Source organism: Clostridium sp. C2-6-12 (genome assembly GCF_009928485.1).
Classification (GTDB): Bacteria; Bacillota; Clostridia; order Clostridiales; family Clostridiaceae; genus Clostridium.
Window position 1 is genome coordinate 1 of the sequence record NZ_JAABNP010000024.1, and the last position, 12119, is coordinate 12119.

The following is a 12119-nucleotide window of genomic DNA, read 5'->3' on the forward strand; positions in this document are numbered from 1 at the left end:
AAGCCATAATTGGTCGTGAAGTTGAGCTTAAGCCAGAACTTCTAATTGCAGTTCAGCCAACAAGAGGTCTTGATGTTGGATCAATTGAATATATTCATAAGAGACTTGTAGAACAAAGAGATCAAGGAAAAGCTGTACTACTTGTATCATTAGAACTTAGCGAAGTTATGAATTTATCTGATAGAATTGCAATTATAAATAATGGAGAATTAATTGGAATAGTAAATGCTTCAGAAACAAATGAAAATGAAATCGGCCTTATGATGGCTGGAGTTCAAAAAGGAGGAGAATCGCATGAATAAGAAAGAAGCTTTGAATTCTATACTTGCAGTTGTCCTTGGATTAATTGCAGGAGCGATTTTAATGTTTGCTATAGGCAGTAATGCGGTAGAAGGATATTCTTATCTTTTTAGAGGAGCGCTTGTAAACTTTAAAAGATTTGGAGACACATTAGCAACAGCAACACCTTTAATCCTTACAGGACTATCAGTAGGCTTTGCATTTAAAACAGGATTATTTAATATAGGTACACCAGGACAAATGCTTTTTGGAGGCTTTTGTGCTTCAGTTTTAGGCTTAACATATGCAGATACTATGTCAAGACCTATATTATTAGTAGTTATGATAGTAGCAGGAGGTTTAGCAGGTGCTCTTTGGGCTTTTGTACCAGGATTATTAAAGGCTAAATTTAACGTTAATGAAGTTGTTTCATCTATTATGATGAACTGGATTTGTTACTGGATTGTTTATTATGCAGTTCCAGCATATTTTAAAGGTTCAAGTGAAACTGAATCAAAAAGTATTTCAGCAGCAGCATCACTAAAAACAAAATGGATGACAGATTTATTTAATGGTTCTTACATTAATTTAGGATTGCTTGTAGCAATTGCAGCTGTGATTATTATTTGGTTTATTTTAAACAAAACTGTTTTAGGATATGAATTAAAAGCAGTTGGATTTAATAAAAGCGCTGCAGAATATGCAGGTATGTCAGTAAATAGAAATATAGTTTTTTCAATGATGATAGCAGGATGCCTTTCTGGTCTTGCAGGTGTAGCCCAATATGTAGGTAATGCATCTAACATACAAATAGGTGTAATGCCATCTCAAGGATTTGATGGTATAGCAGTATCTTTACTTGGTGCAAATAATCCAGTTGGAATATTAATATCAGCTTTATTCTTTGGTGTATTATATTCAGGAAAAGGATTTATGAATGCTAACACAAGTATTCCACCAGAAATAGCAGATACAATAATAGCTACTATTATTTATTTTGCAGCAATAAGTGCAGCAGTTCCAATGATAGTAAATGCTGTAAAGCATAAGAAAGCTATGGCAAAAGCTAAAGCAGCTCAAAATTCAGGTACTGATACGGTGCATGAAGTAAAAGCAGAAAATATAGAAAAAGCAAATGATAATACAGATATAAATGACAAGGAGGAGAAATAATATGTGGGATATAGTAGTTCAAATTTTTCCATATGCCGTAGCATATACAATTCCTCTACTTATGACTGCATTAGGAGCACTATATTGTGAACGTAGTGGTGTAATTAACATAGGTCTTGATGGATTTATGATAGTTGGTTCTTTTGCAGGAGCTTTAACAATAACTAAACTACAACAAAGCATGGGGCCTGGAAATAATATGGCTATCTGGATAGGCTTATTAGTAGCTGCAATAGTTGGTGCCGTATTTTCATTATTACATGCGTTTGCAAGTATTAACTTAAAGGCAGATCAAACAATAAGTGGTACTGCAATTAATATGATGGCTGGAGCATTAACAGTGTTTCTAGCAAGAACTATTACAGGTAGTGGACGTATAAGAATTACAAATGGATTTTACCAAATGGATATTCCAGGGCTTTCACAAATCCCTATACTTGGTGATTTACTGTTTAAAAAGACATATATAACTACATGGGTTTCATTAGCAATATTAATATTAAGTTCATTTTTAATCTATAAAACAAGATTTGGATTAAGATTGAGAGCTTGTGGTGAACATCCTCAAGCAGCAGATGCAGCTGGTATTAATGTTTACCGCATGCGTTATATAGGCGTATTATTATCAGGAGCATTATCATCCTTTGCTGGAGCAGTAATACTTGTAACTTTCTCAGGAGAATTTAATGGAAGCGTTGCAGGTCTCGGGTTCTTAGCATTAGCAGGATTGATTTTTGGACAATGGAAACCACTTGGAATTCTAGGAGCTACAGCCTTCTTTGGATTTGCAACAACAATTGCAAATGTATCACAAGTTATTCCACAATTAGGTTCAATTCCATTAGTAGTATTAAAGGTGTTCCCTTATGTAGCTACTTTACTTGCTCTTGTATTCTTCTCTAAATCATCTAGAGCACCAAAGGCTGAAGGTGAACCATTTGATTCTGGAAAGAGATAATTAACTCAATTATGAGTTAAGAGTTAGGGAAAAAACTCTTACAGAGTTTGAAAAATATAATTAATTAGGTTAAAGGGATAGGAGTGTTTATAAAATGAGATTTTTTTTAGATACAGCAAATGTAGATCATATTAGAGAAGCAAATGAAATGGGAGTAATTTGTGGAGTAACAACAAATCCATCATTAGTAGCAAAAGAAGGAAGAGACTTTAATGAAGTAATCAAAGAAATAACTTCAATAGTAGATGGACCAATCAGTGGAGAAGTTGTAGCAGAAGATGCAGCTGGAATGATAAAAGAAGGAAGAGAAATTGCAGCAATTCATAAGAATATGATTGTAAAAATTCCAATGACAGCAGAAGGATTAAAAGCAACAAAGGTTTTATCAAGTGAAGGAATAAAAACAAACGTAACTTTAATATTCTCAGCAACACAAGCATTACTTGCAGCAAATGCAGGAGCAACATATGTAAGCCCATTCTTAGGAAGAGTAGATGATATATCAATGATAGGAATGGATTTAGTTAGAGATATAGCAGAAATATTTGCAGTACATGGAATAGAAACAGAAATAATAGCAGCAAGCGTAAGAAATCCAATTCACGTAATAGAAGCAGCTAAAGCTGGTGCAGATATAGCAACAATACCATATGCTTTAGTAATGCAAATGTTAAAACACCCATTAACTGATCAAGGACTTGAAAAATTCAAGGCAGACTGGGCAGCAGCTTTTGGATCGGTTAACAGTTAAAAATTCATAGTTAAAGAGGAAAAGTCTGCGGGCTTTTCTTAACATTTTATGTAATAATAGTTAACAAAAATGTATCTTAGGAAATAAGGAGAGATAAAATGGATATAGCTAAATATATAGACCATACAATATTGAAGGCTGAAGCTACAGCAGAGGATGTAAAAAAACTTTGCAGTGAGGCTAGAGAATATAAATTTGCTTCTGTTTGTGTAAATGGATGTTATGCAAAATTAGTAAGCACTGAGCTTGCAGGGACTGATGTGAAAACTTGTGTAGTTGTTGGGTTCCCTCTTGGAGCTATGACTAAGGAAGCTAAGGCATTTGAAACAACTCAAGCTATTGAAAATGGTGCAACTGAAATTGATATGGTTATTAATGTTGGTGCATTAAAAGAAAGGAATTATGAACTTCTTAAAGAAGATATAGAGGCAGTAGTAAATGCTGCAAAAGGAAAAGCATTAGTTAAAGTAATTATTGAAGCATGCTTATTAACTGATGAAGAAAAAGTTAAAGCATGTGAAATATCAAAAGAAGCAAAAGCAGATTTTGTTAAGACTTCAACAGGATTTTCTACTGGTGGAGCTACAAAAGAAGATATTGCTCTTATGAGAAAAATTGTAGGACTAGAAATCGGTGTAAAAGCATCAGGTGGAGTTAGAGATTTTAAAACAGCTATGGATATGATAAATGCTGGAGCAAGCAGAATAGGTGCAAGTGCAAGTATCTCAATAGTTAGCGAAAGTAAATAAATTTTTATGTTATAGAGTCGAAATAGTTATAAAAATTAGACTACTATAATTGAAGGAAAATGGAGAGAGGTAAAAAGATGAGTAGAGAATTAGATAAATTATCTATTAATGCAATAAGAGTACTTTCAGCAGATGCTATTGAAAAATCAAAATCTGGACATCCAGGGTTACCTTTAGGGGCAGCTACAATGGCGTTTACATTATGGTCAAAAATGAATCATAATGGAAAAAATCCAGAATGGGATAACAGAGACAGATTTGTTTTATCAGCAGGACATGGTTCAATGCTTGAATATTCATTATTACACTTATTTGGATATGGTGTAACTGTTGAAGATATTAAAAACTTCAGACAAGTAGGAAGTTTAACACCAGGACATCCTGAATATGGCCACACTAAAGGTGTTGAAATAACAACAGGACCACTTGGACAAGGTATTTGTAATGCAGTAGGTTTTGCTATGGCAGAAGCTCACCTTGCTGAAAAATTCAACAAACCAGAATACAGCGTAGTTGACCACTATACATATGCTATAGTTGGAGATGGATGTTTAATGGAAGGAATTTCAGGAGAAGCATCATCACTTGCTGGAACTTTAGGACTTGGAAAATTAGTTGTATTATACGATTCAAATAATATTTCAATTGAAGGACATACTGATATAGCATTTAGAGAAGATGTAGCTAAGAGATACGAAGCTTATGGATGGCAAGTATTAAAGGTTGCAGATGGAAATGATATAGATGGAATCGAAAAAGCAATAGCAGAAGCTAAAGCAGAAACTAAAAAACCATCAATTATAATAGTTAAAAACCAAATTGGATTTGGTTGTCCAGCAAAACAAGGAAAAGCATCAGCTCATGGTGAACCTTTAGGAGCAGACAATGTAACTGCAATGAAGGAAAACTTAGGTTGGAAGACTGAACCTGCTTTCTATGTACCAGATGAAGTTTACACAAACATGAACGAACATATAGCCAAAGGTGAAAAGACTGAAGCTGCTTGGAATGAATTATTCAAAGCATATGCAAAAGCTTACCCAGAATTAGCAGCAGAATACACTAAATGGATGAGCGGTGAATTAGATAAAGAAGCATTATTAAATAATGAAGAACTTTGGAGCTTTGACAAAGAAATGGCTACAAGAGAATCTTCAGGAATAATGATAAACAGATTAGCTAAGCTTATTCCAAACTTTATTGGAGGATCAGCAGATTTAGCTCCATCTAATAAGACTCATATGAATGACAGAGGGGATTTTTCAGCTGAAGATAGAAGTGGATCTAACCTTCACTTTGGAGTTAGAGAACATGCTATGGCAGCTATCGTTAATGGTATGTATGCTCATGGTGGACTAAAAGTATTCTGTGCAACTTTCTTCGTATTCAGTGATTATATGAAGGGTGCAATGAGATTATCAGCTCTTATGAACTTACCAGTAGCTTATGTTTTAACACATGACAGTATTGGAGTAGGAGAAGATGGTCCAACTCACCAACCAATAGAACAATTAGCAGCACTTAGAAGTATGCCAAACATGACAGTATTCAGACCAGCAGATTCAAAAGAAACTGCAGCAGCTTGGTACTATGCTGTAACTAATGGAAAAACTCCAACATCATTAGTATTAACAAGACAAAAGTTACCACTATATGATGGATGTCCTAAGAGAGCTTTAAAGGGTGGATATATCCTTAAAGATTCGAAAAAGGAAACTCCAGATGTACTACTTATGGCATCAGGTTCAGAAGTAGAATTAATCTACAAAGCAGCTGATGAACTTGCAGCAAAAGAAATAGATGCAAGAGTTATAAGTATGCCAGCCTTTGAATTATTTGATGCTCAAGATGAAGCATACAAGGAATCAGTAATGCCAAAAGCAGTTAGAGCAAGAGTTGCAGTAGAAGCATTAACAAGCTTTGGATGGCATAAATATGTAGGACTTGATGGATCAGTTGTATCTTTAGATACTTTTGGAGCGTCAGGAAATGCAGATGCATTATTTAAACAATTTGGATTTACTGTTGAAAATGTTATAAATACAGTTGAAAAGGTACTAGGTAAATAGTTATATAATGTAGTATTACTAATAGAGATAAATCACAAATAAACTTATATTTTAATGTAGATTAACAAACAATAATAAGTATAAAGATAAAACTTGACAGGAAATAATAGACATGATATTCTCTAGGGGTAGACAAGAATACAAGTTAATAGACAAGATGAGAAATCACATTATAAATTTGAGAATACAATCATACATAGTTGTATTCTCAAATTTAATTTATTAATAATTTAATAAACTATTATATTATGAATGATTTGTTGGATTAGATTATAGCGTAAAGATTTTTTGAAAATTAATTATAACTCATTAATATAAAATAAATGGAGGTATTATTATGGTAGATTATACAGAAGGTTCAGGAAAACAATATCACATTAATGTTGGAAAAGGTGAAGTAGGAAAATACGTTATACTTCCAGGAGATCCAAAAAGATGTGAAAAGATAGCAGCACATTTCGAAAATGCTCAATTAATTGCAGATAGCAGAGAATATGTTACTTATACTGGATATTTAGATGGAGTTAAAGTTAGTGTTACTTCCACAGGAATAGGTGGACCATCAGCAGCAATAGCATTAGAAGAATTGGTGAAATGTGGAGCTGATACTTTTGTAAGAGTTGGTACTTGTGGTGGAATGGATCTAAACGTTAAAGGCGGAGATATAGTTGTAGCTACAGGGGCAATCAGAATGGAAGGTACTAGTAAGGAATATGCTCCAATTGAATTTCCAGCAGTTGCAAATCTTGAGGTTGCAAATTCATTAGTGCAATCAGCAAAGGAATTAAATAAAACGTATCATGCAGGAGTTGTTCAGTGTAAAGATTCATTCTATGGGCAACATTCTCCAGAAACAAAGCCAGTTAGTTATGAATTAATGGATAAATGGAATGCATGGATGAGATGCGGATGTCTTGCATCTGAAATGGAATCAGCTGCATTATTTGTAGTAGGAAGTTATTTGAGAGTAAGAGTTGGTTCTGTATTTTTGGTAATTGCTAATCAAGAACGTGAACGTGCAGGAATGGAAAATATACAAGTTCATGATACAGAGTTAGCTATAGAAGTTGCAGTTCAAGCAATTAGAAATTTAATCAAAGATGATAAGGAAAAAAACAAATAATTTTAAAGGTGGTAAAGCATTATAATAATGAATAATACAATAAATAAGGTTAAGAACAAAACATATGAAAATTACTTCACTAGGATATTAGTAGCATTTGCTGGAGTAATTTTAATAGGGATTGGATTAGCATTTAATTCATCAGCAATGTTAGGAAATGATCCTATTGCGGTTTTCTATGATGGAATTCGTAATTTACTTGGATTTCCTAGAGAAAGTCTTGGAATGGTAAATAATATAATAAATTATACTATTGTAGGAATAATGCTTTTATTAGGACGTCAGTATGTAAAGATAGGAACCTTTATATATACCTTACCAATGGGAAGTATTATTACAATGGGGTTTAAAATATATGAACTTCTTGGAATTCCTAATACCTTAAATGGAAGAATACTCACTGCATTTTGTGGTTGTATAATGTTATTTGCAGGAATTGGAATTTTTATATCGGCGAATATCGGAATGGACCCATGCACAGGTATTGTTATGATGGTAAAGGACAAAATAAAACGAGAATATAAAGTATGTAAGATAATTTGTGATATCTGTATGCTTTCATTAGGGTTTGTGTTTGGAGGCAAAATAGGGGCTGTAACAGTTATTTCAGCTTTTGTTGGAGGACCAATGATACAAAAGGTATCAGAAATATTTGAGAAAAGAGTAATTAATAGGATTACGTTAAGGGAATCAGCAGTTGGTAATTAAAAAAGAATAAAATAATATTTTTAGTAAAATGCAGGCTATATAAAAACAGAGTTATTTCTAATTTTATATAGCCTGTTATTAATCTATAAACAATTAATGTTAAAATTCATAAAACGTCCATATCTTTAACAATAAAAAAATAAAATTTCTGATTGTGTAAGTTTGAACTAAATTACATGGAGGTTATATAGTTAGAAGAGATTTTTTAGTATTTTAATGGGAACAGAATGTCAAGGTATTGAAATAATCATAAATATAAATAATAATTATAAGTATATATGCTCAAATAAATTCATGGATAGGTTATAGGCTGCCTTTTTAAACCTAAATATTTATAACGAGATAGGATGGAAATCGAAATGCAGGAAAAATATAAAATAATAGATAGTCATGCTCATTATGATGATGATGCTTTTAATGAAGATAGAGATGCGGTTTTAAATCAAATCAGAGAAAATGGAGTAGTTCAGGTCTTAAACTGTGCAGCATCATATAATAGTTTAAAAACTACAGATAAATTAACAAAAGATTACGATTTTATAGTTGGAGCCTTGGGAATACACCCTGAGAATGCCGATGAAATGAAAGAAGATACAATAGAAGAAATAAAAAATTATATTAATAATAATAACAAGATTGTAGCAATTGGTGAAATTGGTTTAGATTACTACTGGAAGGAGAATCCTCCAAGGGAAATTCAACAGGAAGTGTTTAGAAAGCAAATGAATTTAGCAAAAGAATTGAATTTTCCAGTTATTATTCATGATAGAGAGGCACATCAAGATACCTTGGAAATATTAAAAGAGTTTCCAACTGTAACTGGAGTTGTACATTGTTTTTCAGGAAGCATAGAATTTGCAAAAGAATGTATAAAGTTAGGATATTACATAGGTTTTACAGGTGTTGTAACATTTAAAAATGCTAAGAAACTAGTAGAAGTAGCGAGGGAAATACCACTGGAAAAAATTCTTGTAGAAACAGATTGTCCATACATGGCTCCAGAGCCAAACAGAGGAAAAAGGAATAAATCAGATTATATTGAATATATAATAAACCAAATTGCTCAAATCAGGGAAATTGACCCATATGAAGCGAATTTGGCTTTTAATCAAAATTTTAATAGGTTGATTAAAAAGGAAAAATAAGGTAAAATATAACTTGTACTTGTTTAAACAATAAGCATTATACTTGACTGTAAATACATTAAAACATACACAGTTATTATGAAATTAAATGAAATCTCTAACAATTTAATATCGTTTTATTTCTAACTTTGTAATGAGGCAGGGTTAAAATCGCTATCATTTTTATATTATTATAATTCATGCACAAAGTGCATTATCACTAAGCTTCATTATAATGCAAGAGGTCGCAAATTTGACAAGTCCGAGTTATTAATATATAATCAAGGAACACTCTTGCCAAAGGAGGGAAATTAATGATAGAAAAATTGAAACAACTAGTTAAGGAAAGTTTTTCTAACGGTCCGACGAAGGCAATAATCATCAAAGGAGCAATTACAATGACAGTTGTAGTTGTTACTGCAGTGACAATAATGAGTATGAGGAAAACACTTATAATAAGTATAGACGGTAAAGAAGAGACTTTTGTCACTTACAAGGGGACTGTTAAAGATGTGTTGCAGGAAAAAGGCATAGTATTAGCAGCTAAGGATAAGGTGCAACCATCATTGGAATCCAAAGTATCTGAGAAAGAAACTATTAAATTAAAGACAGCTATTCCAGTAGAAGTTAAAGCAAATGGAATACAAGTACAAGTACTAACAGCAGAGGATACTATTGAAAATATGTTAGATGCAGAAGAAGAAACATTAAAAGAACAAGGAATTGAATTTGACAAAGAAGTGGATGAAGTATCACCTTCATTAGACTCTAGTATAGATGGTGATATAAATGTGCAACTTGTTAAAGTGCAAAGTAAAGACCTTGTTGAGAAACAACCTATTAACTTTGATACAATAGTTGAAAAAAGTGAAGAATTGGACAGCAGTGTTCAAAAGGTAAAGAGTGAAGGCGTTAATGGGGAAAAAGAAATTACTTATCAAGTATTATATAAAGATGGAGTAGAAGTTTCTCGTAATGTAAAAAGCACTAAAACTATTGTAGAACCACAAAATAAAGTTGTGTTAAAAGGAACTGGTCACGTTTACGCAAGTAGAGGTGGAGGAAACATAACGTACAAGAAAAAAATTAGCAGTAGTGCAACAGCTTATACTAGCCATTCGACTACGGCTACAGGCAGAAGACCTGTTAGAAGTGAAGATGGTTTGAGTACGATTGCAGTTGATCCATCTGTAATTCCACTGGGGAGTAAAGTTTATGTGGATGGATATGGCTATGCAGTTGCATCAGACACTGGTGGCGCCATAAAAGGCAACAGGATTGATGTATATTTTAATTCGTCAAGTGAATGCGATAGATGGGGAAGAAGATCAGTTAATGTGTTAGTGGTAGCTTATCCAGGAGAATGGTAGATTATTTTAAGAGATAACAATTGTTATCTCTATTTTTTTCTTTAAATTATAGGAATTTTATCTTATTATTAAAGAAGCTGTTAATTCAGTTATGAGTTAAGAGTTACACATATAAAAAGAGCAGCCATGCACTTCTAAAAGGAGTGGCTATGCCAAAATGCGGAACTTTTCTGCAATACGGAACTTAAAATTAGTTAAGAGTTAATGAAGAAATCCTCAGGATTTATGAAATATTATGAGATATAAAGTATAATATATGTAGAATTAATTTAGATGATTACGAATAGTCATAAATGAAAGGAAGTATAATATTGATAAAAGAAGTTATCGTTGTTGAAGGCAGAGACGATGTGGATGCAGTAAAGAAAGCAGTAGATGCAGAAATAATTGCTGTCGGAGGATTTGGAATAAATGCAAAGGTGATTGCTAGAATACAGGAAGCTCAAAAGAGAAAGGGCGTAATTGTTTTAACTGATCCAGATTTTGCAGGTGAAAAGATAAGAAGAATAATCTCTAAGAGAGTTAAAGGTATAAAGCATGCATATATATCAAAAGAAGATGGGCTTAAAAATGGAGATATAGGAGTTGAAAATGCAACTCCAGAAGTTATTATTAAAGCTCTTGAAATGGCCAAAATAACTCAAGAGGAAAAACAGGAATTTTTCAGTATGCAGGATATGTTTTATTTTAAACTTACAGGAGATAGCACTTCAAAGGTTAGAAGAGGTATGCTTGGGAAAATATTGGGGATTGGATATGGAAATGCAGCTCAGATGGTTTTAAGATTAAATAATTATGGAATAACAAAAGAAGAATTTGCAAGTGCTATTGAAGAAATAGAAAAACAATTGGAAGAGGGTAATAAATAGATGGATTTAAAGGATATAAAAACTCAGGAACTGGTTAGGAAGTATAATTTTAAATTTTCGAAAAGCTTAGGCCAAAACTTTTTAGTTGATGATTCGGTACTTAATGATATTGTTAATGGTGCAGAAGTAAATTCAGAAGATTTTGTTATAGAAATTGGACCTGGGGTAGGTACATTAACTGCGCAGCTTTTAATGAAAGCTAAAAGGGTGACAGCAATTGAATTAGATAATGATTTAATCCCCATTCTTCAAGAGGAATTAGGTTCAAATCAAAATTTTGATTTAATACATAAGGATGCACTTAAAGTAGATTTTAATGAACTTATAGGAGATGAGAAAAGTGTTAAGCTTGTAGCTAATCTGCCTTATTATGTTACAACGCCTATAATTTTAAAATTATTAAAAGATGGGTATAATTTTAAATCATTGACAATTATGATACAAAAGGAAGTTGCAGAAAGAATTGATGCTGAACCTAATTGTAAAGAATATGGTGCTTTATCTGTTTTAGTACAATATTATTGCAATACAAGCATAATCAGAAGAGTACCTCCAACATGTTTTATTCCTAGACCAAAGGTTGATTCAATAGTAATAAAATTAGATAGATTAAAGGAACCAAGAGTTAAGGTTAAGGATGTAAGTCTTATGTTTGAATTAGTTAGGGCTGGTTTTAATATGAGAAGAAAGACTTTATGGAATGCTGCAAAGACTTTAAAAGTAGATAAAACAAAATTAGAAGAAGCTTTTGAAAAGTCAGGAATAGATCCTAAGAGAAGAGCTGAAACCTTAACCTTGGAGGAATTTGGAGTATTATCAGACTGTATTTATGATGTAAGATATGGAAACTGATTATAGCTATAAGATTCATTTTTACACTTACGTTAATAAAAAGAGAATATTTGAGCAATATTAATTTATAAGAAAAGGGTATTTCAAAATATGA

At 32.4% G+C, this 12119-nt stretch carries 11 protein-coding genes and 1 pseudogene; all 12 read left to right on the forward strand.

Annotation, left to right across the window (positions count from 1 at the left end):
* Window positions 1-302 (forward strand): annotated as a pseudogene (locus GXK56_RS18145) (heme ABC transporter ATP-binding protein); the annotation flags it as partial.
* Window positions 295-1452, forward strand: coding sequence for an ABC transporter permease (locus GXK56_RS18150; protein ID WP_160690007.1), 1158 nt, complete (start codon window positions 295-297; stop codon window positions 1450-1452). The pseudogene GXK56_RS18145 and the gene GXK56_RS18150, both read left to right, overlap by 8 nt.
* Window position 1453: 1 nt before the next feature.
* Window positions 1454-2410, forward strand: coding sequence for an ABC transporter permease (locus GXK56_RS18155; protein ID WP_160690009.1), 957 nt, complete (start codon window positions 1454-1456; stop codon window positions 2408-2410).
* Between the two features lie 94 nt (window positions 2411-2504).
* Window positions 2505-3161 (forward strand): fructose-6-phosphate aldolase, encoded by a 657-nt coding sequence (gene fsa, locus GXK56_RS18160; RefSeq protein ID WP_160690011.1) that lies wholly within the window; start codon window positions 2505-2507, stop codon window positions 3159-3161.
* Window positions 3162-3259: 98 nt separating this feature from the next.
* Window positions 3260-3910, forward strand: a complete 651-nt coding sequence (gene deoC, locus GXK56_RS18165) for a deoxyribose-phosphate aldolase (protein ID WP_160690013.1) — start codon at window positions 3260-3262, stop codon at window positions 3908-3910.
* A gap of 77 nt (window positions 3911-3987) precedes the next feature.
* Window positions 3988-5979, forward strand: coding sequence for a transketolase (gene tkt / locus GXK56_RS18170; RefSeq protein WP_160690015.1), 1992 nt, complete (start codon window positions 3988-3990; stop codon window positions 5977-5979).
* Window positions 5980-6316: 337 nt separating this feature from the next.
* A complete protein-coding gene (gene udp / locus GXK56_RS18175) occupies window positions 6317-7102 on the forward strand; it encodes a uridine phosphorylase (protein ID WP_160690017.1) in 786 nt (261 codons plus the stop codon).
* Between the two features lie 27 nt (window positions 7103-7129).
* The gene (locus GXK56_RS18180) at window positions 7130-7810 is read left to right on the forward strand and encodes a YitT family protein (RefSeq protein WP_160690019.1); all 681 of its coding nucleotides are present in this window, start codon (window positions 7130-7132) and stop codon (window positions 7808-7810) included.
* Between the two features lie 359 nt (window positions 7811-8169).
* A complete protein-coding gene (locus GXK56_RS18185; protein WP_160690021.1) occupies window positions 8170-8955 on the forward strand; it encodes a TatD family hydrolase in 786 nt (261 codons plus the stop codon).
* Window positions 8956-9248: 293 nt separating this feature from the next.
* Window positions 9249-10304, forward strand: a complete 1056-nt coding sequence (locus GXK56_RS18190) for a 3D domain-containing protein (RefSeq protein WP_160690023.1) — start codon at window positions 9249-9251, stop codon at window positions 10302-10304.
* A gap of 311 nt (window positions 10305-10615) precedes the next feature.
* Entirely contained in the window at window positions 10616-11173 is a 558-nt protein-coding gene (gene rnmV, locus GXK56_RS18195) for a ribonuclease M5 (RefSeq protein WP_160690025.1), read from the forward strand.
* Entirely contained in the window at window positions 11174-12025 is an 852-nt protein-coding gene (rsmA, locus tag GXK56_RS18200; RefSeq protein ID WP_160690027.1) for a 16S rRNA (adenine(1518)-N(6)/adenine(1519)-N(6))-dimethyltransferase RsmA, read from the forward strand.
* The last annotated feature ends 94 nt before the right edge of the window (window positions 12026-12119 follow it).

Excerpts from the sequence above, each read along its gene's own strand:
- GXK56_RS18150 (WP_160690007.1), top strand. The coding sequence starts at position 295 with ATGAATAAGAAAGAAGCTTTGAATTCTATACTTGCAGTTGTCCTTGGA.
- GXK56_RS18155 (WP_160690009.1), top strand. The coding sequence starts at position 1,454 with ATGTGGGATATAGTAGTTCAAATTTTTCCATATGCCGTAGCATATACA.
- fsa (WP_160690011.1), top strand. The coding sequence starts at position 2,505 with ATGAGATTTTTTTTAGATACAGCAAATGTAGATCATATTAGAGAAGCA.
- deoC (WP_160690013.1), top strand. The coding sequence starts at position 3,260 with ATGGATATAGCTAAATATATAGACCATACAATATTGAAGGCTGAAGCT.
- tkt (WP_160690015.1), top strand. The coding sequence starts at position 3,988 with ATGAGTAGAGAATTAGATAAATTATCTATTAATGCAATAAGAGTACTT.
- udp (WP_160690017.1), top strand. The coding sequence starts at position 6,317 with ATGGTAGATTATACAGAAGGTTCAGGAAAACAATATCACATTAATGTT.
- GXK56_RS18180 (WP_160690019.1), top strand. The coding sequence starts at position 7,130 with ATGAATAATACAATAAATAAGGTTAAGAACAAAACATATGAAAATTAC.
- GXK56_RS18185 (WP_160690021.1), top strand. The coding sequence starts at position 8,170 with ATGCAGGAAAAATATAAAATAATAGATAGTCATGCTCATTATGATGAT.
- GXK56_RS18190 (WP_160690023.1), top strand. The coding sequence starts at position 9,249 with ATGATAGAAAAATTGAAACAACTAGTTAAGGAAAGTTTTTCTAACGGT.
- rsmA (WP_160690027.1), top strand. The coding sequence starts at position 11,174 with ATGGATTTAAAGGATATAAAAACTCAGGAACTGGTTAGGAAGTATAAT.